The organism is Pseudomonas putida, assembly GCF_028682475.1.
Lineage (GTDB): Bacteria > Pseudomonadota > Gammaproteobacteria > Pseudomonadales > Pseudomonadaceae > Aquipseudomonas > Aquipseudomonas putida_AG.
Genome location: NZ_JANHLE010000001.1, coordinates 390,169 through 414,782 on the forward strand (window position 1 = coordinate 390,169; position 24,614 = coordinate 414,782).

General features: G+C 61.2%; 23 protein-coding genes and 1 tRNA gene. 14 read left to right on the forward strand and 10 right to left on the reverse strand.

Translation table 11 applies throughout. From position 1 onward, the window contains the following. Window positions 1–46: 46 nt before the first annotated feature. Window positions 47–484 carry a hypothetical protein gene (locus NPS47_RS01955; protein ID WP_274293435.1) on the reverse strand — a complete coding sequence of 146 codons (438 nt, stop codon included), beginning with the start codon at window positions 482–484 and terminating at the stop codon, window positions 47–49. Between the two features lie 178 nt (window positions 485–662). Then, a tRNA-Val gene (locus tag NPS47_RS01960) sits at window positions 663–739 on the reverse strand. 187 nt (window positions 740–926) lie between these two features. On the opposite strand from NPS47_RS01960, the gene NPS47_RS01965 reads away from it, so the two are divergent. After that, window positions 927–2,210, forward strand: a complete 1,284-nt coding sequence (locus NPS47_RS01965; protein ID WP_274293436.1) for an NAD(P)/FAD-dependent oxidoreductase — start codon at window positions 927–929, stop codon at window positions 2,208–2,210. A 21-nt stretch (window positions 2,211–2,231) separates the two neighbouring features. Here the strand turns inward: NPS47_RS01965 and NPS47_RS01970 are convergent, their stop codons facing one another. After that, on the reverse strand, window positions 2,232–2,975 hold the full coding sequence (locus NPS47_RS01970; protein WP_274293437.1) for a peptidase C39 family protein: 744 nt from the start codon (window positions 2,973–2,975) through the stop codon (window positions 2,232–2,234). A 160-nt stretch (window positions 2,976–3,135) separates the two neighbouring features. Between NPS47_RS01970 and NPS47_RS01975 the strand changes: the two genes are divergently transcribed. Further along, window positions 3,136–3,312: a hypothetical protein gene (locus tag NPS47_RS01975; RefSeq protein WP_274293438.1), complete on the forward strand. Its 177-nt coding sequence runs from the start codon at window positions 3,136–3,138 to the stop codon at window positions 3,310–3,312. Between the two features lie 76 nt (window positions 3,313–3,388). Here NPS47_RS01975 and NPS47_RS01980 read toward each other — a convergent pair whose 3' ends face one another. After that, a complete protein-coding gene (locus NPS47_RS01980; RefSeq protein WP_274293439.1) occupies window positions 3,389–4,138 on the reverse strand; it encodes a TerC family protein in 750 nt (249 codons plus the stop codon). A 30-nt stretch (window positions 4,139–4,168) separates the two neighbouring features. Further along, a complete protein-coding gene (locus NPS47_RS01985) occupies window positions 4,169–4,408 on the reverse strand; it encodes a hypothetical protein (protein ID WP_274293440.1) in 240 nt (79 codons plus the stop codon). A 135-nt stretch (window positions 4,409–4,543) separates the two neighbouring features. Between NPS47_RS01985 and nhaR the strand changes: the two genes are divergently transcribed. Beyond that, on the forward strand, window positions 4,544–5,440 hold the full coding sequence (gene nhaR, locus NPS47_RS01990) for a transcriptional activator NhaR (RefSeq protein ID WP_274293441.1): 897 nt from the start codon (window positions 4,544–4,546) through the stop codon (window positions 5,438–5,440). On the opposite strand, the gene NPS47_RS01995 is transcribed toward nhaR, so the two are convergent. Continuing rightward, complete coding sequence (locus NPS47_RS01995) at window positions 5,430–6,584, reverse strand: MFS transporter (RefSeq protein WP_274293442.1); 1,155 nt, start codon at window positions 6,582–6,584, stop codon at window positions 5,430–5,432. The genes nhaR and NPS47_RS01995 overlap by 11 nt on opposite strands. A 215-nt stretch (window positions 6,585–6,799) precedes the next feature. On the opposite strand from NPS47_RS01995, the gene sstT reads away from it, so the two are divergent. Both sstT and NPS47_RS02005 read left to right on the forward strand, forming a co-directional pair. Then, complete coding sequence (gene sstT / locus NPS47_RS02000) at window positions 6,800–8,011, forward strand: serine/threonine transporter SstT (RefSeq protein WP_274293443.1); 1,212 nt, start codon at window positions 6,800–6,802, stop codon at window positions 8,009–8,011. Between the two features lie 96 nt (window positions 8,012–8,107). After that, on the forward strand, window positions 8,108–8,752 hold the full coding sequence (locus tag NPS47_RS02005; protein ID WP_274293444.1) for a YceH family protein: 645 nt from the start codon (window positions 8,108–8,110) through the stop codon (window positions 8,750–8,752). A 68-nt stretch (window positions 8,753–8,820) separates the two neighbouring features. On the opposite strand, the gene NPS47_RS02010 is transcribed toward NPS47_RS02005, so the two are convergent. Beyond that, window positions 8,821–9,654 carry a shikimate 5-dehydrogenase gene (locus NPS47_RS02010; RefSeq protein ID WP_274293445.1) on the reverse strand — a complete coding sequence of 278 codons (834 nt, stop codon included), beginning with the start codon at window positions 9,652–9,654 and terminating at the stop codon, window positions 8,821–8,823. 194 nt (window positions 9,655–9,848) lie between these two features. On the opposite strand from NPS47_RS02010, the gene NPS47_RS02015 reads away from it, so the two are divergent. Next, entirely contained in the window at window positions 9,849–10,058 is a 210-nt protein-coding gene (locus tag NPS47_RS02015; RefSeq protein ID WP_274293446.1) for a hypothetical protein, read from the forward strand. A gap of 164 nt (window positions 10,059–10,222) precedes the next feature. Beyond that, window positions 10,223–11,137, forward strand: a complete 915-nt coding sequence (locus NPS47_RS02020) for a hypothetical protein (RefSeq protein ID WP_274293447.1) — start codon at window positions 10,223–10,225, stop codon at window positions 11,135–11,137. Here NPS47_RS02020 and NPS47_RS02025 read toward each other — a convergent pair. After that, entirely contained in the window at window positions 11,130–11,315 is a 186-nt protein-coding gene (locus NPS47_RS02025; protein WP_274293448.1) for a hypothetical protein, read from the reverse strand. The two genes, NPS47_RS02020 and NPS47_RS02025, sit on opposite strands and share 8 nt — an antisense overlap. 304 nt (window positions 11,316–11,619) lie before the next feature. On the opposite strand from NPS47_RS02025, the gene pbpG reads away from it, so the two are divergent. Beyond that, window positions 11,620–12,543: a D-alanyl-D-alanine endopeptidase gene (gene pbpG, locus NPS47_RS02030; RefSeq protein WP_274293449.1), complete on the forward strand. Its 924-nt coding sequence runs from the start codon at window positions 11,620–11,622 to the stop codon at window positions 12,541–12,543. Window positions 12,544–12,585: 42 nt separating this feature from the next. On the opposite strand, the gene NPS47_RS02035 is transcribed toward pbpG, so the two are convergent. Further along, window positions 12,586–13,026, reverse strand: coding sequence for a hypothetical protein (locus tag NPS47_RS02035; protein ID WP_274293450.1), 441 nt, complete (start codon window positions 13,024–13,026; stop codon window positions 12,586–12,588). Window positions 13,027–14,041: 1,015 nt separating this feature from the next. Between NPS47_RS02035 and pvdM the strand changes: the two genes are divergently transcribed. The 6 genes from pvdM (at window position 14,042) to NPS47_RS02065 (ending at window position 23,251) form a co-directional block, all read left to right on the forward strand. Then, window positions 14,042–15,406 carry a pyoverdine-tailoring dipeptidase-like protein PvdM gene (gene pvdM, locus NPS47_RS02040; protein WP_274293451.1) on the forward strand — a complete coding sequence of 455 codons (1,365 nt, stop codon included), beginning with the start codon at window positions 14,042–14,044 and terminating at the stop codon, window positions 15,404–15,406. A gap of 18 nt (window positions 15,407–15,424) precedes the next feature. After that, complete coding sequence (locus tag NPS47_RS02045) at window positions 15,425–16,708, forward strand: aminotransferase class V-fold PLP-dependent enzyme (RefSeq protein ID WP_274293452.1); 1,284 nt, start codon at window positions 15,425–15,427, stop codon at window positions 16,706–16,708. Window positions 16,709–16,724: 16 nt separating this feature from the next. Then, window positions 16,725–17,588: a formylglycine-generating enzyme family protein gene (locus NPS47_RS02050; RefSeq protein ID WP_425313469.1), complete on the forward strand. Its 864-nt coding sequence runs from the start codon at window positions 16,725–16,727 to the stop codon at window positions 17,586–17,588. A 116-nt stretch (window positions 17,589–17,704) separates the two neighbouring features. Beyond that, a complete protein-coding gene (locus tag NPS47_RS02055; protein ID WP_274293454.1) occupies window positions 17,705–19,039 on the forward strand; it encodes a lysine N(6)-hydroxylase/L-ornithine N(5)-oxygenase family protein in 1,335 nt (444 codons plus the stop codon). 13 nt (window positions 19,040–19,052) lie between these two features. Continuing rightward, window positions 19,053–20,702 carry a cyclic peptide export ABC transporter gene (locus NPS47_RS02060; protein ID WP_274293455.1) on the forward strand — a complete coding sequence of 550 codons (1,650 nt, stop codon included), beginning with the start codon at window positions 19,053–19,055 and terminating at the stop codon, window positions 20,700–20,702. Window positions 20,703–20,809: 107 nt separating this feature from the next. Next, on the forward strand, window positions 20,810–23,251 hold the full coding sequence (locus NPS47_RS02065; protein WP_274293456.1) for a TonB-dependent siderophore receptor: 2,442 nt from the start codon (window positions 20,810–20,812) through the stop codon (window positions 23,249–23,251). A 153-nt stretch (window positions 23,252–23,404) separates the two neighbouring features. Here NPS47_RS02065 and NPS47_RS02070 read toward each other — a convergent pair. After that, a partial coding sequence (locus NPS47_RS02070) for a thioesterase domain-containing protein (RefSeq protein WP_274293457.1) occupies window positions 23,405–24,614 on the reverse strand: 1,210 nt, incomplete at its 5' end.

Sequence of the window (24,614 nt, forward strand, 5' to 3'; positions counted from 1 at the left end):
CCCGCTCCCACAGCGCGGTGAGCGGGCACAACGTCATACCAGAACACTAGATGACATTGGCACAGAACAGATCGTGATTGCCGTCGGTAGCACTCCCGCGCACCACCAGGGCATAGCTGCCCGAGCGAAGGCTGTTGAGCGACAAGGGCGCGACCTTCACCAGCGCGATGCCAGAGCCATTGAGGTCTGAACGCACGGTTTCATTCATCGAATAAGCCGGCTTGCCACTCAGGCCGCCGCACGCCCCTGCATAAAGATAGGTATACAGACGCGCAGGCATTGCCGTGTTGTCGGGTACGCCACTGACAGCGATGCGAATTTCCGTCTCGCTACCCCTTGCTACCAAGGTGGCATCGGCAATCTGCCCGGCATTGTAGTGGGTTGCATTCAGAGGGACGCTGACGACCTGATGATCAGGCGCTGTAGCGCAACCTGACATCCAGCCAACGGCCGTCACCAGCGCCAGTGAAGATAAAATCTTCATCGCAGGACTCCTTACAAGCAAGATGCATGGAAGTTATCCCCCTCTTAATTCTAGCGTTGCTGCCTGTAGCGGCTGTGCTTCGGATAGCCGGTCTGTAGCAGAACGGAATCGCAGAAAGCAAAAAAGGCGACCCTTTCGGATCGCCTTTTTTGTACCGCCAGCAGGGGCGGATTTGATTTGGTAGGCACAATTGGACTCGAACCAACGACCCCCACCATGTCAAGGTGGTGCTCTAACCAACTGAGCTATGTGCCTGCTGTGTGGCGGCATTCTACGGAATCGGCTGCCCGTGTCAACTCTTTTTTTCAAGCTAAGCCACTGAATAACAAACGTATTTGTGAAAACCCGGGGTAAAGGATTTTCAACACACGACTAGCGGGTGTTTATTATTATTGATAGCATCGGTACAGTCGTAAAAAATATAAAACAGAGGTTTCGCAGCATGGCCAATACCCCCTACCCTCAGTCCTACTACGCCGCATCGGCCAATCCGGTTCCGCCGCGCCCGGCGCTGCAGGAAGAGGTTCAGACCGATGTCTGCGTGATCGGCGCCGGCTACACCGGTCTGTCCAGCGCCCTGTTCCTGCTGGAAGCGGGCTTCAGCGTGACCGTGCTCGAAGCCGCGAAAGTCGGTTTCGGCGCTTCGGGCCGCAACGGTGGCCAGATCGTCAACAGTTACAGCCGCGACATCGACGTCATCGAACGCACCGTCGGCCCCAAGCAGGCGCAACTGCTCGGCCAGATGGCCTTCGAAGGCGGGCGCATCATCCGTGAGCGCGTGGCCAAATACAACATCCAGTGCGATCTGAAAGACGGTGGCGTGTTCGCCGCCCTGACCGCCAAGCAGATGGGTCACCTGGAATCGCAAAAGCGCCTGTGGGAACGCTTCGGCCACACCCAGCTGGAGCTGATGGACCAGAAGCGCATTCGTGAAGTGGTCGATTGCGATCAGTACCTGGGCGGCATGCTCGACATGAGCGGCGGCCATATCCACCCACTGAACCTGGCGCTGGGCGAAGCCGCAGCCGTCGAGTCGCTGGGCGGCAAGATCTATGAACAATCCCCAGCCGTACGCATCGAGCGTGGCGCCAACCCGGTGGTGCACACCCCGCAAGGTAAAGTACGCGCCAAATTCGTCATCGTTGCCGGTAACGCCTACCTGGGCAACCTGGTGCCGGAACTGGCGGCCAAGTCGATGCCATGCGGCACCCAGGTGATCACCACCGAGCCGCTGGGCGAAGAACTGGCGCGCAGCCTGCTGCCGCAAGACTACTGCGTCGAAGACTGCAACTACCTGCTCGACTACTACCGCCTGACCGGCGACAAGCGCCTGATCTTCGGTGGCGGCGTGGTCTACGGTGCCCGTGACCCGGCGAACATCGAAGCGATCATCCGTCCGAAGATGCTCAAGGCCTTCCCGCAGCTCAAGGACGTGAAGATCGACTACGCCTGGACCGGCAACTTCCTGCTGACCCTGTCGCGCCTGCCACAGGTCGGCCGTCTGGGCGACAACATCTACTACTCCCAGGGTTGCAGTGGCCACGGTGTCACCTACACCCACCTGGCGGGCAAGGTACTGGCCGAGGCCCTGCGTGGTCAGGCCGAGCGTTTCGACGCGTTCGCCGAACTGCCGCACTACCCGTTCCCGGGTGGTCAGATGCTGCGCGTACCGTTCAGCGCCATCGGTGCCTGGTACTACAGCCTGCGCGACCGTCTGGGCTTCTAAGCCCGAGCCCGGCCTGCGCCGTCATTGCCCCAGGGCGCTGACGGCCTGGCGGGCCGCTTGTTCCTGGCCCGCCTGGGCCAGGTCATTGGCCGCCTTCAGCCAACGCTGACGGTCAACCTGAGCCGGCAACAGGCTCGGTGGCTGCACCAGTACCGCCCAATTCCCCTGCTTGTCCCACGCCGATGCGAAGTCGTCGAAGTCCATCAACAGACGTCGACTGTTCCCCGCCCGCAGCAGCACCCGTTGCTTGTAGCTGTCGTAACCGACCAGCAAGGCATAACGCGGCTCGCCCCAGAACGCCGAACCCTGCTCGAAACGTAGCAGCACCGGATTGCCGGCAGCCACCTGGGTCAGCAGCGCATTCAGCTTCGGCTCCAGCGGGTAAACCACCATGCCGTACTGGCGGGCGACGGTCTGCATCGAGCCCTGCAGCTTGTCGACGCCCTGCGGCAGGCCCAAGGGTTGCTCGAGCAAACCCGGGGTAATCCGCACGCCCTGCTGCGACAGGATCGCTGCCAGCGCCATCGGCGCGCTCTGGTTGGCATTGCCGCGGTAGAACGGCACCGAACCGATTTCCACCCGTTGTGGCAAACCCTTGGTCGTTGCAGCAGGCTGGCTGGCGCAACCGGCCAGGGCCAGGGCCATCGCGCAGGCCGCCAGCAGGCGGCGCGGGGCGATAGCGGAGAAAGAGGTAGACAGTGGCAGCATGAACACTCGCTTGTGCTGATGCCCGGCAGACAGCGCCCGGCCCTGGGGTGCGATCATAGGCCCGCAGGCCGCGTGGGTATAGTGTGGAGGCGGCTTAGAACAAAGCGGCCCAAGGGCTAGACCATCGGTCAATGGTTTAAAAGACGGCTTCGGCTAGACTCTAGGGGTGTCCGCGTGGCCAGCATCATGGGCTGACCAGGGACCTGAGGAGGCAGACATGAGCCTGACAATGGCCATTTTCATGCTGGTAGGCGCCTGGTTGAGCGTCGCCGCCGCCATGCTCTGGGGCGTGCTGCGGATTGCCCGCCGCCACCACCCGCACCATACCTTGCCGAAGACAACCAGTGAGGCCGTACCGACGCGGCGTAGTCGTCGGCATGCCAGTGCGCACTAATTGATTGCTGAAAAGCATCGCGGGGCAAGCCCGCTCCCACCAGGCCTGTGGGAGCGGGCTTGCCCCGCGATTTGCATCAACCCTCAGCCGCTTCGCGCTTGAGCCGCGCTCGGCGCGAGAGGATGTTCAGCGCTTCGATCGCAGTAGAGAACGCCATCGCCGCATACACATAACCTTTCGGTACATGGGCGCCAAAGCCTTCGGCGATCAGGGTCATACCGATCATGATCAGGAAGCCCAGGGCCAGCATCACCACGGTCGGGTTGTCGTTGATGAACTTGGCCAGCGGGTCGGCAGCCACCAGCATCACCACCACGGCACTCACTACAGCAATGATCATGATCGGCAAGTGCTCGGTCATGCCCACAGCGGTAATGATGCTGTCGATCGAGAAGACGATGTCCAGCAGCAGGATCTGACCAATCGCGGCCGCAAAGCCCAGGGTGATGGTCGAGGACGCTTTGCTTTCTTCCTTGGCCCGCGGATCGACGCTCTCGTGGATTTCAGTGGTTGCCTTCCACAGCAGGAACAGACCACCGGCAATCAGGATCATGTCCTTCCAGGAGAAGGCATGACCGAACACATCGATAACCGGCTCGGTCAGTTGCACGATCCAGGCAATGGTGCTGAGCAGACCCAGGCGCATCACCAGCGCCATGCTGATACCGATTCGACGCGCCTTGGAGCGGAATTCCTCGGGCAACTTGTTGGTCAGGATGGAGATGAAGATCAGGTTATCGATGCCGAGCACGATCTCCATGGCCACCAGGGTGGCCAGGGCTACCCAGGCGGTCGGGCTTGCAGCGAGTTCCAACAAGTATTCCATGAATCAATCCTGCATCAAGGTAAGGGTGGGTCAGATTTCTTTAGCGCTGTCGTCGCGCTCGGGCTTGGCGGCCTTCTCGCCCTCGGAGCCGGTGGCTTCGCTGAGGGCCTGCTGGGCGGCTTGGTTGGTTTGGTCGATCGCTTCCTTGGCGGACTCTGCGGCCTGGTTGAGCATCTGCTGGGCGGATTTTTCCGCCTGCTCGCAGCCGCTCACGGCAAACAGGGCCAGCAGTAGCACCAGGGGTGTGCCGATGGATTTGAGTTGCAGCATCTGTGGTTCTCCGTGTCGATGATCAGTGCCCAGTCAGTGGCACCGTGATGGCTGGGGATTGTAAATATCTCGATACATCAGGAAAATTCGTATTTTCAGCGCTTATACTTCGGTTTTTACGAATCGGGAACCTGCATGCTCAACTACCGTCAGCTGCATTACTTCTGGGTGGTGGCCCGCACCGGCAGCATCGTGCGCGCTGGCGAGCAGTTGAACCTGACGCCGCAGACCATCAGCGGGCAGATCAGCCTGCTCGAACAGACTTACGGCATCGAGCTGTTTCGCCGGGTCGGGCGGCAGCTGGAACTGACCGAAACGGGTCGCCAGGCGCTGACCTACGCCGAGCAGATGTTTCAGATCGGCGGCGAGCTGGAAGCCATGCTGCGCGCCCGCCCGGACGAACAGCAGATCCTGTTTCGGGTCGGGGTCGCCGATGTGGTGCCCAAATCCATCGTCTACCGCCTGCTGGCACCGACCATGGACATGGAAGACGCCCTGCGCTTGAGCTGCCGCGAAGACAAACTCGAACGCCTGCTGGCCGACCTTGCAATCCAGCGCCTGGACCTGGTGATCTCCGACAGCCCCATGCCCAGCCATCTGGACATCAAGGGGTACAGCCAGCGCCTGGGTGAATGTGGCATCAGTTTCTTCGCCACCCCTGCCCTGGCCGCTGAATTGAGCGAGGAGTTTCCGGCCTGCCTGCAACATGCGCCGCTGCTGATCCCCGGCCAGGAAACCGTGGTGCGCAGCCGCTTGCTGCGCTGGTTCGCCGAGCAGCAGATTCAGCCGCGGATAGTCGGCGAGTTCGATGACAGTGCGTTGATGCAGGCGTTTGGCCAGTCCGGCAGCGGCATCTTCATCGGCCCCAGCGTGATTGCCGATGAAGTCTGCCGCCAGTACGGGGTTGAGTTGATCGGCCAGACCGACGCGGTGATCGAGTCGTTCTACGCCATTTCGGTGGAGCGCAAGGTCAAACACCCGGGCATTCTCGCCATCACCGAAGGCGCCCGCCGCCAACTGTTCAACTGGTAGCGTTGGGGTTGCGCATGCGCATCAAGCCCAGCGCCAGCAGCACCGAGGCGCCAATCAGCACGGCGGCGGCATAACCGAGGGCAGCCAGGCCCACAGCGTCGATCACCCGGCCGCCGATGATTGCCCCCAGACCAATCCCCAGATTGGCCCCGGCAATGTTCAGCGAAGCGGCAAAGGCCGGTGCCTGCGGTGCCGCCTTGATCAGGCGGACGTGACTGACCAGAAACAGCGCCGCCTGGGCCGCTCCCCAGATCGCCAGCGCGCCGATCAGGCCGTAGGTGGAGTGGATGCTCGGCACCAGGGCAATCAGGCCGACCAGCATCAACGCACAAAAGCCTGCAGAAGCCAGCAACGGGTGGCGATCCACCGCGCGGCCACCCAGGCTGTTACCGATCAGGCCTACCGCGCCGAAACCCATCAGGTACCAGCCGACCCGCGTGCCATCGAATCCGGCCAGGCGTTCGAGGATATCGGCCAGATAGGTATAAACGGTGAACATGCCGCTGAACACCAGCACCGAGAGCAGCACGTGGCCTTGCAACAAACGGCTGCGCAGGGTGCCGAACTGCCCGCGCAACGAGGTGGCCTGGTTATGCCGCGGTGTACGCGGCAGGTAAAGGTGCAGCAGCAACGCCTTGGCCAGCGCCAGCACGGCCAGCAAGGCGAACGCCGCACGCCAGCCCAGCGCATCGCCGACCAGGGTGCCGACCGGAATTCCGAACACCGTGGCACACACCACACCAAAGCTGATCTTGGAAATGGCCCGCCCGGCATACGCCGGTCCGACGATATCCACCGCCGTTTCACTGGCCAGTGACCAGAACACCGGCAGGCCCAGCGCCGGCAGCAGCCGCGCCAGGCCCATGACATAAATGTTCGGCGCAATCGCCGCCAGGGCGTTGCAGGCGGCGAACAGCAGGAGGATGCCGACGAACAGGCGCTTGCGCTCGAAGCGTGCACACCAGGCGGTGAGGAACGGGCCAAAACAGGCCACGGTGAAAGCAAACAGGGTCACCAGCAGCCCGGCCTGGGGCACGCTGACCGCCAGATCGCGGGCGATCCCCGGCAACAGGCCGACAATCACGAACTCGGTGGTCAACACAGTGAAGCCGGCCGCAGCCAGCAACAGAATCGGCAGTAACATCTACACTCCAGAACGCTAAACATCCACGGCCGTCAGCCGTTTCAAAGGGGCGCGCATACTACACGGCCGTCTTGTCGGGTGACACAGGGCAATCACCCATTGTGCCTGCTGTGCTAAAGTCGCGCCCCTTTCATGCCCCTGATCGCCTGACGCCCTCGTATTTTCCGGCGTCGCAACGGGCTGACTGCCCTCTACAAGACTGAGAAACACCCGACATGACACCCGTTCTAAAACTATTGAACCGTACCAGCCTGGTACTGCAGATCATGATCGGCCTGGTGGCCGGTATCGCCCTGGCCCTGATCGCCCCCGAGGTTGCCTTGAGCCTGGGCTTCGTCGGCAAGGTGTTCGTCTCCGCCCTCAAGGCCGTGGCGCCGATCCTGGTGTTCATTCTGGTCATGGCCTCGATCGCCAACCATAAACACGGAACCGAAACCCATATCCGCCCGATCCTGGTGCTGTACCTGTTCGGTACGTTCGCTGCGGCCGTGGTCGCCGTGGTCGCCAGCATGGCCTTCCCCTCGAACCTCGCCCTGAGCACCTCGGACGTGGCCCTGAGCGCCCCGGGCGGCATCACTGAAGTGCTGCAAAGCCTGCTGCTGAGCGTGGTCGACAACCCGGTCAGTGCACTGATGAACGCCAATTTCATCGGCATTCTGGCCTGGGCCATCGGCCTGGGTGTGGCGATCCGTCACGCCGGGCAAACCACCCGTACCGTGGTCGAAGACCTGTCCAACGGCGTCACCCTGATCGTGCGCGTGGTGATCCGCTTCGCACCGCTGGGTATTTTCGGCCTGGTGGCCTCGACCCTGGCGCAGTCGGGCCTCGACGCCCTGCTCGGCTACCTGCACCTGCTGGCAGTGCTGATCGGCTGCATGCTGTTCGTCGCGCTGGTGGTCAACCCGCTGATCGTGTTCTGGAAAATTCGCCGCAACCCGTTCCCGCTGGTGTTCCTGTGCCTGCGTGAGAGCGGCATCACCGCATTCTTCACCCGCAGTTCGGCGGCCAACATTCCGGTCAACCTGGCCCTTAGCGAGCGCCTGGGCCTGCACGAAGACACCTACTCGGTATCGATCCCCCTGGGTGCGACCATCAACATGGCTGGCGCGGCCATTACCATCACCGTGCTGACCCTGGCCGCCGTGCACACCCTGGGTATCGCCGTCGACATCCCTACCGCCATTCTCCTCAGCGTCGTTGCTGCCGTGTGCGCCTGTGGCGCTTCGGGGGTGGCCGGTGGTTCGCTGCTGCTGATCCCGCTGGCCTGCAGCCTGTTCGGTATTCCCAGCGAGATCGCCATGCAGGTGGTCGCCGTAGGCTTCATCATCGGCGTGCTGCAAGACTCGGCGGAAACCGCGCTGAACTCCTCCACCGACGTGCTGTTCACCGCCGCCGCGTGCATGGGCGAAGAGCGCCGCAGCGCCTGAGCCTGACCCGCAGCCGGTGCGTCCTGCACCGGCTGCTTGTGTTTTACCCTGTCGCGCACCTAGGCTAGAGGCCTTTCTTCGCATAGAGACAGGGTCATGTCCGACGATCACCAATCCCCTTCCGAAGCCCGCTTCAACAGCAGCGAAATCCGCGTTCTCGGTGCGCTGATCGAAAAACAGGCCACCAGCCCGGAAACCTACCCGCTGACCTTGAACGCACTGGTCCTGGCCTGCAACCAGAAGACCAGCCGCGAACCGGTAATGAACCTGAGCCAGGGCCAGGTCGGCCAGGCCCTGCGCGCCCTTGAGGGGCAAGGCCTGACCCGCTTGCAGATGGGCAGCCGCGCCGACCGCTGGGAGCAGCGCGTGGACAAGGCCCTGGAGCTGGTACCGGCGCAGGTTACCCTCTTGGGCCTGATGTTCCTGCGTGGCCCGCAAACGGTCAACGAACTGCTGACCCGCAGCAGCCGCATGCATGAGTTCGAAGATGCCGAACAGGTGGTGCATCAGCTGGAGCGCCTGATCGCCCGTGGCTTTGCCTTGCACCTGCCGCGCCAGGCCGGACAGCGTGAAGACCGCTATACCCATGCGCTGGGTGATCCGGCAGAGATCGAAGCGATACTTGCAGCGCGCCAGCAAGGGCCGGAGCGCAGCGCGGGTGGCGCGGTGTCGGTGGAGCGCATCGAGGCGCTGGAGGCGCGGATTGCAGCGCTGGAAGAGCGCCTGGCCGCACTGGAGTAAGACCCCTGTGGGAGCGGGCTTGCCCCGCGATGAGGCCAGTGCGCTCCACTCAGCGTGTACTGCCTGGATCACCGATCGCGGGGCAAGCCCGCTCCCACCGCCACCGCCTGCGCCACCTGCTCGGCTGTCGGGCGCACGCCGGTGTACAGCACAAACTGCTCCAGCGCCTGCAGGGCAATCACTTCCAGCCCGGTAATCACCGCCTTGCCGTGCCGCTCGGCCTCGATGATCAACGGCGTACGCGCCGGCATCGCCACCACATCGAAGACCACCTGCGCCGCCGCAATCGCTTCGCGGCTGAACGCCAACTGCTCGGCCTCGACCCCGCCAGCCATGCCGATCGGCGTGACGTTGATCAGCATCGGCGGGCACAGATCGCCCAGCTCGGCCTGCCAGCGATAGCCACAGCTGTCGGCCAGCTGCCGGCCCGCCTGTTCATTGCGGGCAACGATGATGCCCTGCCTGAACCCGGCATCGCGCAAGGCGCTGGCCACTGCCTTGGCCATACCGCCACTGCCGCGCAGGGCAAAGGCCGTATCCGGAGCCAGGCGATGCTGCTCCAGCAACTGCCGCACCGCCAGATAATCGGTGTTGTAGGCCTTGAGCCGACCGGCGTCATTGACGATGGTGTTGATCGACGCGATGGCCGCCGCCGACGGGTCGATCTCGTCGACCAGCGCCATGCAGGCTTCCTTGTACGGCATTGACACACCGCAACCGCGAATGCCCAGCGCGCGAATACCGCCAACGGCTGCCGGCAAGTCCTGGGTAGTCATGGCCTTGTAGTAAAAATCCAGGCCCAACTGCTGGTACAGATGGTTGTGAAAGCGCACGCCAAAGGTGCCGGGTCGACCTGCCAGGGAGATGCACAGGACGGTGTCTTTACCGGGAACATGGGCCATTTGACTCTCCTTTCACTATCGACCGGGCATTATGCCTGTCACCTCGCTTACCGGCGATTGCGCGTGAACCCTACAACAGCCCGCCGTCCTGGCAAGGCCTGGTCGATGACAGTGATGAGTACTATCGAAGCGGTTGATTTCAACCGACCTGTCGCACCCCGTAAGGTAGGACCACGAATCACAGGAGAGTCGCCATGGCCTCTATCAACATCATGTCGGTCGTCGGCAGCGCCGTCCCCGCCTCACTCAGGGAGTCAGGCCTGTTGGCCTGCTGGTACCTGGTACGCGACGGCGAACCGGTGTCCGGCCCCTTGACCTCGCTGCTGGCAGCGCAAGCCCTGGCCAGTCACTTGCCCCGCTCTTTGCAGGAAAAAGGGGCTGAGGCAATGAAATCACGCAAATGATGGGGCAGCCTGGCTAATTTGGTTTGCTCGCATAACCGACATAGGAGAAAATGTGGAACTGGCATTCAGCCATCTTTTTTATGCGCGCACATTTCAAGTAACGCTCAAAGGGGTAGGTAGTGAGGTATTTTTTTCTAGGATGGATCGCCGACTATGAACGGACGATGATTGAAAACCTGTCGCGGCGGTACACCACAGAAATCATCACCACCCCGAAAAAAACAAAACGCCTGAATCGCTATATCTCAGGCATAAACAAGGCGCTGAAGACAAACCTTGTCAGCAATGACTGGCTGGCAAGAAAGTTATGGCGCGCGCACAACATCACGGACAGTGACGTTATCATCTGCAATGACTGGCAGTTCAGAAGAAGCTTCCAGCCTACCCTGATCAAAAACTTCAAAGGGAAAAAAGTGCTGCTCGTCAGGAACGTGGTCGAGCCGGAGTTCATGCACAGCATCGAAGGTTTTTTTGACAAGGTCTACAGCTTTGACAAGCAGCAGTGCGAAGCCCTTGGCATGGACTATCTGCACCAGTTTTTCCCATACGGGGTAGACGATGCCGAACGCCTGTACAGCCAGCTTGCGCTCCCGGGCAGTGTCGCGAAATGCTTTTTCCTCGGCCGCGACAAAGGCCGGACCGCTGCGATCGAATCAATCGCGCAAAAGCTGCGCGACGCGAACTGCATTGTCGACTTCCATATCGTCAAGGACAACGACACCCAGGACGTTTCCGAATACCATATCGATGACGGTCTTTCTTATGCAGAAAACATCGAAAGGTCGATTAACGCGAGCATGTTGGCCGATATAAACAAAGAAGGGCAAAACGGCATAACCTTGCGGGTGCTAGAGGCGATTTTCTTCAACAAGAAGCTGATCACCTCAAATACCGAAATCAAATCACATGACTTTTACAGGCCAGAAAACATATTCGTTATCGGCCAGGACAACTTCGACGACCTTGAGAAGTTCATCAACACCGAGACCGTCGCCCTGCCGCGCGAAATACTGCATCAATACGGCCCCGACTACATGCTGGATAAAATCACTGCCGATATAAACAGCGCAGCTACCTGACCCCGTCTTCGCTGCCATCTGCCGCATAGTCGCTGTTCTGCGCCTGCTCAGCACGGTCCGAGCCCAGGTAATAGTTCTTCAGCACCACCTGGCTCGTTCCGTAGGCAAAGTACCCGCTGGTGGCAGATGCCGCGGTTATGGCCAACCCGAAAACCAGCAAAAGTGTTCCGTTTTTCATCCGCCGCTCCTGTCAATCGAAAAAAAGCACGGACCCTACCTCAACACACCGCTCAGCGCCACCTCTTCGCACGCTTGTTCCAGGCACAAACGTCGGCCGACTCACCGCCGCCATTGCAGCCTTTGGGACGGTCGCCGGAGCGGTTCGAAACAAAACGGATGAGTACAGGATTAAATTTCGTTCATCTTTGGCCCAATGTTTACAGGCTAATCGACAGACTCTAGGCCATACTCCAGAATGCGAGCGTTTTTGGGGGAAAACCCTTGCACAGCCAACAACATACCAACTTTTAGTGAGCCTCGACGTGAAAACCTCCCTTTCGATTCTAAGCCTGCTGCTGTTGCTCACCAGTACCGCGACTGCCCCCACGGCCATTGCTGCGCAACCCCCCGCCCAGGTACAACGCGATCCTGCCAAGTTGCACCTGGCTTCCGGCGCTGCCCTGCTGATCGATCTGCAGACCAACAAAGTGCTTTACGCCAACAATGCTGACCGGGTGGTGCCGATCGCTTCGGTGACCAAGCTGATGACCGGCATGGTGGTGCTCGACGCCAAGCAGAACATGGACGAAATGCTGACCATGACCATCGCCCAGAACAAGGAAATGAAAGGGGTGTACTCGCGGGTGCGCCTCGGTAGCCAGCTCAGCCGCCGGGAGACACTGCTGATTACCCTGATGTCATCGGAAAACCGCGCTGCCTCGACCCTGGCGCATAACTATCCCGGTGGTTATAACGCGTTCATCAAGGCGATGAACGCCAAGGCCAGGGCCTTGGGCATGAGCAACACCCGTTATGTCGAACCCACCGGCCTGTCGACCAGCAACGTGTCCACCGCACGCGACCTGGGCAAGCTGCTGCTGGCGGCACGCAATTACCCGCTGCTCAAGCAGTTGAGCACCACCTCCGAGAAGACCGTGGCGTTTCGCAAGCCCAACTACACCCTGGGCTTTCGTAACACCGATCATCTGGTCAACAAGAGCAACTGGGATATCGACCTGACCAAGACCGGCTTCACCAACGATGCCGGACACTGCCTGGTGCTGTTGACCAAGATGGACAACCGTCCGGTGGCCATGGTGATTCTCGATGCTTTCGGCAAGTACACGCACTTCGCCGACGCCAGCCGCATGCGTCAGTGGCTGGAAACCGGCAGCACCAAACCGGCACCGGCGGTGGCCATGCGCTATAAATCCGAGCGCAGCCAGAACCGCCCTATGGCCGACTGAGCACACGGGCCTGTGCGCCAACGGCGTCAGGCCCGTTGGCCATCAGGCGCTGGTGCTGACCATGCTGCCAGCGCTGCTGCCACCGCTGTCCAGCAGGGCTTTGAGCAACTGCGCGGTGGCCGACTGGATCGCGCCCATGGTGGTACTCACCGATGACTGTGCGGCGGCGACTGCCGAGGCCTTGGCGGTCTCTTCCATATTGCTGGCCATGATGGCCTGCAGCTGTTTCTGCTGTTCGGCCAACTGCTTTTGCAGTTCTTTGATCATTTCACGCAACTGGCGGATGTGCGCCGGCTCGCTGCTTTCGCTGCTCTGGCTGGATTCGGCCTTGTTGCTCTCGGTGACGCCGGAAAGGTTGACCTTGAGGGTGCCTTCTTCTGTTTTCGCCGCCGGGTCCTGAGCGCCGAGATTGACGCTGACAACACCTGGGGTCCCGCTGCTCAGCGGGCTGCCATTGATCGATACGGCATTGATGCCAACCATGCTTTTATCATCCTGATGGTCTATGGGTTGACTCGGTTATCGGCTATCGGCCGTAAAACTTGAGCCGTCTATGATCCTGGGTTGGGTTGGGTTGGGTTGGGTTATTGAGGCTGTGAGCTTATCCATTTTGTGTGGCGCGGCTTCCGGCCCCTTCCGCCCTTACGGCGGCCTACTTTCCTCTTGGGGAAAGTAGGCAAAACCGCCTGCTCCTACATACGGCCCTACGCTACGCTGCGGGTCCCTTCGCTCCGGTGCCTTCCAGGGGCATCGCGGCCTACGACTTGCTTCGCCAAGTCTACGGCTCGCGAACTTCGGCTTTGGCCGAAGGGTGCTGCGCACCAGCCCCCTCCAGACACCTACGCTCAGCCTCCTGAAGTCGCAAAGTTACGGGCGGCGCCTAGACTGACGCATCTTCGAAATCTGATTCTGGCAGAGCCAGACTGATTTCACGCGGGACAAGCCCGCTTGCAAAGCAAACATCGACTCGCTCTCGCTCTCGCTCTTGATCTTGATCTTGATCTTGATCTTCATGCACGTGAGTTCAGGCGCCGCAGATTGCGACTTCAGGAGGCTGAGCGTAGGTGCCTGTAGGGGCCAGTGCGTAGCACCTTCGGCGTAGCCGAAGAGCGCGAGCCGTAGACTTGGCGAAGCAAGTCGTAGGCCGCGTGGCCCCGGAAGGTGCCGTAGCGAAGGGACCCGGAGCGCAGCGTAGGGCCGGATGCAGGAGCGAGCGGTTTTGGTTCCTTTTGCCAAGACAAAAGGGACCCGCCGTAAAGGCGGAAGGGGCCGGCAGCCGCGCCACACCAAATGGATAAGCTCACAGCCTCAACAGCCCAGCCCAGCCCAGCCCAGCCCAGCCCAGCCCAGCCCAGCCCCAAGATCATGCTCCCCGGGACTCCGTGAGGAACCATAAATTTACCCCTGCGCCGTTCGTCCCTCCTGATACCCGAGCTTTGCCCCTGGCCCACCCGTGCGCCGGGCAAGCCGTTCCGATCAGCCCAGCGTCGAGATGGCAATGACCAAGACCCAGCCCCGTTCCCGCAAAGCCCTGTACATCGGCCTACCCCTTGCCCTGGCGGTCGCCATCGGCGCCGCTGCAAGCGCTTACTACGTCTACAACACGCTGGGCGCCGGCTACCCACGCAAGATCGTCGAGCAAGCCAATGCCCTGCACGAGCACATGCTGTCGTTCGACAGCCACGTCACCGTGCCACTGAACCTGGGCAGCGCCGGCAACGAAATCGACAAGGACGGGCCCGGCCAGTTCGACCTGGTCAAGGCCGGCAAGGGCCGCCTGTCCGGCGCCGCCCTGACCCTGTTCGGCTGGCCGGAACTGTGGAATGGCCCGAATGCCCCGCACCGCCCTACCCCGGGCTTTGTCGACGAGGCCCGGCACCAGCAGGAAGTGCGCTACAAGATCATCAGCAACATGGTCCGCGACTTCCCCAACCAGGTCGGCATCGCCTACACCCCGCAAGACTTCCGCCGCCTCAACGGCGAAGGCAAGTTTGCCATTTTCATCAGCATGCTCAACGCCTACCCGCTCGGCCACGACCTGTCGCAACTGGACCTGTGGACCGCCCGCGGCATGCGCATGTTCGGCTTCAGCTACACCGGCAACAACGACTGGGCTGATTCCTCGCGGCCGCTACCGTTCTTCAACGACACCGCCGATGCCCTCGGTGGCCTGTCGCCGCTGGGCGAACAGGCGGTCAAGCGCCTCAATGATCTGGGGGTGATCATCGACGTGTCGCAGATGTCGACCCTGGCCCTGGAAGACGTTGCCCGCCTGAGCCGGGCACCGATGGTCGCCTCGCACTCGGCGCCGCGGGCGCTGGTGGACATCCCGCGCAACCTCAGCGACAAGGAAATGCAGCTGATCAAGGACAGTGGCGGGGTCATCCAGGTGGTCGCCTTCGGCACCTACCTCAAGCCCCTGAGCAAGCCGACCGTGGACAAGCTTGAAGCCCTGCGCGCCAAGTTCGACCTGCAACCGCTGCAAGGCCTGGCCAACGCGCTGATGCCCGGTGATGCAGTGATCGCCATCTGGCCGGCGTCACGTTTCGGCGAATACGCCGGCAGCCTGTACGGCATCGTCGAGCAAGAGCCCAAGGCCTCCCTCAAGGACTTTGCCGATGCGATCGACTACACGGTGAAAAAGGTCGGCATCGATCATGTCGGCATCAGTTCCGACTTCAACGACGGTGGCGGTCTCGACGGTTTCAAGGATGTCAGCGAGATCCGCAACATCACTGCCGAACTGCTCACGCGCGGCTACTCCGAAGCGGATATCGGCAAGCTCTGGGCCGGCAACTTCCTGCGGGTCTGGGAACAGGTGCAGAAAAGCGCCCAGCCCGTCGCCACCACTGCCACCCCTTGATCTGGAATCCGCTTCGTCATGACTGACCGTCGCACCTTTCTCAAGCAGGCCGGGCTGTTCGCCGCCAGCCTGCCGATTGCAGGTACCCTGCTGCCGCAGGCGCTGGCCACCAGCTCACCGACACCGACCGGCAAGGACAAATGGCAGCAACTGCGCCAGCTGTTCCCGCTGGACCCGAACTACGCGCATTTCGCCAACTTCCTGGTCACCGCCCACCCTAAACCGGTGCAGGACGCCATCGACTTCTACCGCGGCGAAATCGACCGCAATCCGGCGCACTGGGTCGACTGGGAAACCCAGATCGAATGGCAGCGCGAAGGCGAAGTGCGCGACTGGGCGGCCCGTTACCTGCAGGTCAAACCCCGGCAGATCGCCCTGACCGGCAGCACCACCGAAGGCCTGGGCATGATCTACGGCGGCCTCAAGGTAGCGCCTGACCAGGAGATCCTGACCACCGAGCACGAGCACTACTCGACTAATAAAATTCTTGAGTTTCGTCAGCAACGCCAGGGCACCCAGGTACGCAAGCTGCGCCTGTTCCAGCAGCCACGGGAGATCTCGACCGATCAGGTGCTGAGTACCCTCGACAAGGCCATCAAACCCAACACCCGCGTACTAGGCATGACCTGGGTGCACTCCGGCAGCGGCGTGAAGCTGCCGGTCGGCGAGATCGGCGAGCTGGTGCGCCGGCACAACCGCGAGCGCGACGAAGAGCGGCGCATCCTCTATGTCATCGACGGCGTGCACGGTTTCGGCGTGGAGAACCAGAACTTCGCCGATTTCAACTGCGACTATTTCATTTCCGGTACCCACAAGTGGATGTTCGGCCCGCGCGGCACCGGGATCATCTGCGCTGCCTCGGAAAAGCTGCAGCACCTGGTGCCGACCTTCGCCACCTTCTCCGAAGACGAGGACTTCGCCACCATCATGACCCCCGGCGGCTACCACGCCTTCGAGCACCGCTGGGCGCTGGGCAAGGCGTTCGAGCTGCACCTGCAACTGGGCAAGGCCGATGTTCAGGCGCGTATCCACCAGCTCAACGACTACCTCAAGGCCCGCCTTGGCGAGCACCGGGCAATTGAACTGGTCACCCCGCTCAGCCGTGAGCATTCGGCCGGGTTCACCTTTTTCCGCATCAAAGACCGCGACCCCGACGCCATCGCCGCCTACCTCAACGAGCAACGCATCGTCGTCGACGCTGTGCACCGCGATGTCGGCCCGGTAATCCGCATGGCGCCGGGCCTGCTCAACAACGAGCAGGAAATCGACCGGACCCTGGACCTGCTGACCCCAAAACTCTGAAAAAGGCCCCGTTATGATCCGCACCCTGCATCACCTGAGCCTGGCGACACTGCTCGCCGCCTGCAGCCTCCCGGCCCTTGCCGCCAGCAGCCCGGACAAACCCGGCACGGTGTTTCGCGACTGCAAGGCCGCATGCCCGGAAATGGTCGTGCTGCCTGCCGGCAGCTTCATGATGGGCACCCCGGATGACGAAGTCGGACGCCAGCCCGATGAAAGTCCAGTGCATCAGGTGACTTTCGCCAAACCCTTCGCCATCAGTCGCTACCAGGTGACCGCCGGCGAATGGGATGCTTACCTGCGTGAGTCCGGAGCCAAGATCGCCGACGGCGACACTCGCCCCGGACGCGAGTGCAAAGCCAGTAAACCCCGCTACCCGCAGGGGCCGCGCCAACCGGCGGTATGCATGAGCTACCAGGATGCCCAGGACTATGCCGCCTGGTTGAGCCACACGACCGGCAAGCAGTACCACCTGATCAGCGAAGCTCAACGGGAATACGCCGCCCGCGCCGGTAGCAGCGGCCCCTTCCCCTTCGAACTGGACCCCGATGCCGAATACGAAATCAGCCGCAACGCCAACGTCTACGGACCCAAGGATGGCTTCAGCTTCAGCGCCCCGGTGGGCAGCTATGCCGCCAACGCCTTCGGTGTCTACGACATGCATGGCAACGTGTATGAATGGGTCGACGACTGCTACCACAGCAGCTATGCCGATGCACCGAACAACGGCAGCGCGTGGAAACAAGTGGACTGCAAGCTGGTAGTGATCCGCGGCAATGACTGGGGTGAGGCACCGGTCTTTTCCCGCTCGGGCAATCGCAACACCAGCCTGCCCGCCAACCGGGGCGACTGGATCGGCGTTCGCCTTGCCCGTGAACTTTGAGCAGTGGAAATCGGTAAATTCTCGCTCTGACAGCTCGTTCTATCGGTGTACTTGCGCAGGATCCGGGGCGCCCTTTTCCAGGGTGCCCGCCCTCGACCACCCAAGGAACCGCCCCCATGAGCCAGACCCTCTCTTGTGAAAAAATCCACGACCTGATCGGCGTCGGTTTCGGTCCTTCCAACCTGGCCCTGGCCATCGCCCTGGAAGAACTTGCCGAAACCAACGGCCACGCCCTCGACGCCCTGTTCATCGACAAACAGAGCGACTACCGCTGGCACGGCAATACCCTGGCCACCCAGAGCGAACTGCAGATTTCCTTCCTCAAAGACCTGGTGTCGTTGCGTAACCCGACCAGCCCCTACAGCTTCGTCAACTACCTGCACCAAAAGCAACGCCTGGTGGACTTCATCAACCTCGGCACCTTCTACCCCTGCCGCCTTGAGTACAACGACTACCTGCGCTGGGCTGCCGACCACTTCGCTACCCAGGCCGTCTACGGCGAAGAAGTGGTACGCATTGAACCGGAGCTGAACAACGGCCGCATCGAGCACCTGCGCCTGATCTCCCGCGACCAGAACGGCCACGAACACACCCGTCGCGCGCGTTCCGTGGTGGTGGGCAGTGGCGGCACAGCGAAGATCCCTCAGCTGTTTTCCCCCTTCAAAGATGATGCCCGGGTGTTCCACCACTCCCAGTACCTGAACAGCCTGCAACAGTTGCCCTGCAGTGAGGGCAAGCCAATGCGCATCGCCATCATCGGCTCGGGGCAAAGCGCTGCCGAAGCGTTCATCGACCTCAATGACAGCTACCCGTCAGTCAAGGTCGACATGATCCTGCGCGCCTCGGCGCTCAAGCCGGCCGACGACAGTCCGTTCGTCAACGAAGTGTTCGCTCCGGACTACACCGACCTGGTGTTCAACCAGCCTCACGCCGAGCGAGCCAAGCTGATCGAGGAATTCCACAACACCAACTACTCAGTGGTCGACGTCGACCTGATCGAACGTATCTACGGCATCCTCTACCGCCAGAAAGTCGCCCACCAGTTCCGTCACGCCGTCCTCTGCCGCCGCAACATCGAAGCCGCCGTGAGTACTGCCGAAGGTATCGAGCTGACCCTGCGCGACCTGGCCACCGACGTTCGCCAGACTCATCGCTACGATGCAGTGATCCTCGCCACTGGCTACGAACGTCGCTCCCACCGCGACCTGCTGGCGCCGCTGCAACAGCATTTCCAGGACTTCGAAGTTGACCGCCACTATCGCGCGCTGGCCACCCCGGAGCTCAATGCCGCCGTCTACCTGCAAGGGTTCTGTGAAGCCTCCCATGGTTTGAGTGACACCCTGCTGTCGGTGCTGCCGGTACGTGCTGCGGAAATCGGCCAGTCGCTGTACCAGAGCCTGGCCCGCGCCCACGTTGGCACGCGAGAAACTGTCGCCCTCACTCGCGCCTGAGCAGGAACTCTCAATGACCAAGCAACCACGCGGGGCGCTGCGCGAGCTGTTTGCCCTGCTCAAACCCTTCTGGCCGGTGGTCGGCGTATCGATCGTTCTGGGTATGGTCGGTGGCCTGAGCGTGACCGTGCTGCTGGCCACCATCAACACTGCCCTGCATGCTGAAGCGGGGCTGAGCGCTGCGCTGGTGGGGCTGTTCGCCGGACTGTGCCTGCTGGCCTTGCTCAGTTCAATCCTGTCGGATATCGGCACCAACTATGTTGGCCAGCACATCATCGCAACCCTGCGCACATCCCTGGGCGAGAAGGTGCTGTCAGCGCCTATCGCGCAAATCGAGCGTTATCGCAGCCATCGGCTGATCCCGGTCCTGACCCATGACGTCGACACCATCAGCGACTTTGCCTTTGCCTTTGCGCCACTGGCCATTTCGCTGACGGTCACCCTCGGCTGCCTGGGCTACCTGGCCATGTTGTCGTTGCCGATGTTCCTCATGATGCTGGTCGCCATCGCCATCGGCATTAGCGCCCAGTACATCGCCCGGGCCAAAGGGATCAAAGGTTTTCTTGCCGCCCGCGACGCCGAGGACGAACTGCAAAAGCACTACAGCGCAATTGCCGAAGGGGCCAAGGAGCTGCGTATCCACCGGCCGCGCCGGCAACGCATGTTCGTCAACCGCATTCAGCAGACTGCCAACGCTATTCGCGATACACAGGTTCGTTCGATCAATGTGTTTGTCATCGCCAAGAGCTTCGGCTCGATGCTGTTCTTCGTGGTCATCGGCCTGGCGCTGGCGCTGCAGTCGTTGTGGCCATCCGCTGACAAGACAGTGATGAGCGGCTTCGTGCTGGTGCTGCTGTACATGAAAGGCCCGCTGGAACACCTGGTCGTAACCCTGCCGATCATCAGCCGTGCGCAGATTGCCTTCCGGCGCATAGCCGAACTCTCCGAGCAGTTCTCCTCGCCTGAGCCGCACCTGCTGCTCGACGACCAGGGCAGCGCCCAGAAAAGCCTGCGCAGCCTTGAATTGAAGAACGTCTGCTATGCGTTCCCAGCGGTGGACGATAACCCGCCCTTTCGTCTGGGACCGCTGAATCTGTCAATCGACCAGGGCGAAATCGTCTTCATTGTCGGCGAGAACGGTTGCGGCAAAACCACGCTGATCAAATTGCTGCTGGGGCTGTACTCGCCGCAATCGGGAGAAATCCTCCTCGATGGCGTCCCTGTCAACAGCCAGACCCGCGATGACTACCGGCAGCTGTTCACCACCATCTTCGCCGACTACTACCTGTTCGACGATGTGGTCCAGGGTGACCAGCCTATTCCGGAGGATGCCAATCAGTACCTGCAACGCCTGGAAATCGGTCACAAGGTCAGTGTCCAGGACGGCAGATTCAGCACCACCGACCTCTCCACCGGCCAACGCAAGCGCCTGGCCCTGATCAATGCCTGGCTCGAACAGCGTCCAGTACTGGTGTTCGACGAGTGGGCAGCCGACCAGGATCCGACGTTCCGCCGCATCTTTTACACCGAGTTACTGCCCGACCTCAAACGCCTGGGCAAGACCATCATCGTCATCTCCCACGATGACCGCTACTTCGATGTCGCAGACCAGTTGGTGACCATGAAGGCGGGGCATGTCATCAGCGAAAAAGCGCCGGCTTGATCAGTTACGGCCCACCGAAAAACCTCTTGGCCATTTTTCCTGGGTCGTGAGCCTTACTTTTAATAACAATTCTCAATAACATCTGCCTACACTTGACGGATAATACGATGTTCAACAAACCTTCCCGGGGCCTTGGTCTCAAGCGTGTCAGCAAACCTGTCAATCGTACTGTGCTCTCCCTGGGAGCGGCCATTGCCTTGGCCTATGCGTCTCAGAGCCTCGCCGATCCGGTCGATCTGAACATCCCTGCGCAACCGCTTTCCCAGGCGCTGCAAGAATTGGGCAAACAAGCCAACCTGCAGATCCTGTACAGCCCGGAGTCGGTGCGCGACACGCGCACCAGCGCCGTGAAGGGCCATCTGGAACCCAGTGAAGCACTGGAGCGCCTGTTGCGCGGCACCGGGATTCGTTACCAGCTCAATGGCAACACGGTCATCCTCAATGCACCGTCCAGCGACAGCGCGGCCATCAACCTGGACAACGTCCTGATCAACAGCCGGATCGATAGCGCCACCACCGAAGGCACCCACTCCTATGCCTCGCCGGTAACCTCCATCGGCAAGGGCGTAAAAAACATCAAGGACATTCCCCAAGCCGTCAGCGTGGTCACCCAGCGGCGCATGCAGGAGCAGGACATCACCAATGTCACCGAGGCCCTGCTGGCCTCCCCCGGCATTACCGCGGTGCCATCGTTCACCGGCTATCAGTTCTATTCCCGTGGCTTTTTCATTAACAGCTTCCAGTACGACGGCGTTCCGCTGGAGCGTCAACTCTACGCGCGGGGATCGAGCTTTGGTGGACAAACCGCCATCCTTGATCGCGTCGAAGTACTACGCGGCCCACAAGGGCTGCTGGAGGGTGGTGGTGATCCATCGGGGGCAGTCAACCTGGTGCGCAAACGTCCCACCTTTGATCCGCAGGTCAATCTGACAGCCAAGGCCGGTTCATGGGATCGTTATGGCGCCCAGGTCGATGTCGCCGGCCCGCTGGATGAGCAACGCAAGTTGCGCGGCCGGGTGGTAATGGACTACGACACCGCCAATTCCTTCGTCAACTACGTCGGTTCCGATAACCAGACCCTCTACGCGGCCCTGGACTACGACCTGACGCCGGACACCACGATCGGTGTCGGCTACAGCCACGAGCGTGTGGATGCCACCCCGAACTTCATGGGCATTCCCAACTTCACCAACGGCTCGATGCCTTCGCTGGACCGCTCGACCTACCTGGGCACCACTTGGGATAACTGGGACAAGACCCAGGACACCTACTACCTGGATATCACCCATCAGCTCAACGACACCTGGAAACTCAAGGGCACCTTCATCAACGCCCGCGAATTCAACGACTTCAAGTACCTGCAACGCCGTGGCCGCATGGGCCCGGGCAGCACACTGGTGGGCGACGCCTATGTGTTCGACTACTTCTCCGATCACTGGGGTGGCGATATCAATGCCACCGGTGACCTGGAGCTGTTCGAGCGCAAGCTTGGCCTGACGGTGGGTACCAACTACTCCAAACTCAAGAGTCATGATGTCTGGGGGGCCCGCTACAACTACGTCAGACCGATCAACATCTTCGACTATGTGCCCAACGACGTAGAGCCGAGCGATGACTCCATCTATTCGGCAAACAAATGGGACGATGCCTATGACTCGACCCAGAAAGGTATCTACGGTGTTGCCAACTACGAGCTGACCGAGTCGCTGTCCTTTATCCTCGGCGCCCGGGTTTCCGATTTCAGGACCGTGTTCACCTCCGATGGCCCGTGGGGTGCGAGCAAGAGCGAAGCGCAGAAGAACGGCAAGGTCACGCCCTACACCGGCCTGGTATACAAGCTCGACCCGAACTGGAGCGCCTACGCCAGTTACACCGAAATCTTCAAGCCGCAGACCCAGCGCAGCGCCGCAGGCAACATCCTCGACCCGCGTACTGGCAAGAGCTATGAAGTCGGCCTCAAGGGTGAGCATAAGGATGGTCGCCTGATCACCTCGTTCTCCCTGTACCAGATGGAACAGGACAACATTCCGATGCCTGATTCATCAGTGTCGTCGATCATTGCCAACGCCAATTGCAGCGGCACTTGCTACATTCCTTCGGGCACCATCCAGAGCCGCGGCTTTGAGGCCGAAGTCAGTGGTGAAGTACTGGACGGCCTGCAACTTTATGCGGGCTACACGTTGAACCTGCTCAAGTACAAGGATGAAGAGCCAGCAGTGGCCGGCAACATCTCCGCCAACACCCAGACGCCCAAACATATCCTGCGCACCTGGGCCAACTACCAGTTGCCAGGCAACTGGAGCAACGTGTCGATCGGCGGTGGGGTGAACACCCAGAGCTCCGCTTCGGGTTTTGGCTACTACGGTCGCAACCAGGGTGGTTACTCGATCTGGAATGGTCGTATTGCCTACCAGATCGACAAGAACTTTTCGGCGTCCGTCAACATCAACAACATCTTCGACAAGAAGTACTACCAGGCCATCGACTACGATCACAACTTCTACGGCGATCCTCGCAACACACTGCTGACCTTGAAGTACAGCTACTAAGCCACCCGTCTGGACGCCTGGCGCTGATGCCAGGCTCTCCTCTGCTCAATGCCGGTCTGTGCTGACCGGCATTTTTTATGCCTCAAGAAACCCTTCGCCAACCGATGCCGGGGCTGTTGTGCAGCCCCGGCGAAGGTTGACAGCAGAGACCTGTCAGCCGGGCATCCGGCTCAAGGCCAGCGCCATGGCAAGCGACTCAAGCAACTGCCGACTGTTGATGATCTGATCGTGATTGCACGGCAACACCTGCGAAAGGCCTTGCCTGGTTGCGCCCAACGCTTGCGCCAAGGTCGCTTCGATCAGTTGAACCAGGTCGTTCGACTTGTCGCTGCCTGCCCACCAGCAGGACGGCGACACCTGGGTCGCTTCATACTGGAACGACTCGAGCAAGGCATCGAGCCGTGGCTTCAAGGTCAGCGCATTGTCGAGATCCTTGTTCTGCAGGATCAGCCCTTCAATCAACCCATAATGCTCGGGAATCTGCGCACTGGCCCAATCCAGCACCTGACGGTAGGCCTGTTCCAGCGTCAGACCGTGCAGGGTTTCGGCCAGCGCCTGAAGCGCCTGCGCCTGCTCCGGGAACAGCATCGACAGCAACGCCAGCCGTGATGCGTGTTCGTCTGGCGCGACCGGGGGGTTGCCCTTGCGTTCATCCACCAGGTCCCAGAAAGGCCGGACCTCACGCGGTGGCGGTGCATCGAGCAGGCCCAGAAAAGCGACCTGATGACCGGCAAGTTCCAGCTGCCTGGCCACACTCATCGCGATGTTGCCCCCCAACGACCAACCCAGCAGGTAGAACGGACCTTGCGCCTGTGCCGCGAGCAGCTCACGGGTGTAGCGCTGGATCATCAACTGCCAACTGGTGTCCTGCCATTTGCCGAGGACAAAGGCTTCGCACACTACCCCCTGCACAGCCCATTGATCCTTCAAGGCCTGGGCCAATGGCTGGTAGCAATACACCGATCCATAGCTTGGGTGGAAACAGAACAGCTGCGGGTTGCGACCGGCGTCACCCGCCAGCGGTACCAACAGTGTGGCGCTGGCGTCGTCCTGGCCTTGCAGATGGCGAGCAAGTCCGGCCAAGGTTGGATCACTCATGAAACGACTCAACGCCACCTCGACACCAAAATTTCGGCGTATACGATCGAGCAGGGTCAGGGAAAGCAGCGAGTGCCCACCCAGCTCGAAGAAGTTATCCGTGCGTCCAACCCGCGTCCCCCCCAGCACCTGGGCCCAGAGTGCGGCCAAGGCCTGCTCCAGGTCACCCTCTGGCTCGACGTAGTCCTCCTTCGCCTGCGCCTCGAAGGCCGGCAGCGCCTTGCGCTCCAGCTTACCGTTGGGGCTCAGCGGCATCCGCTCCAGT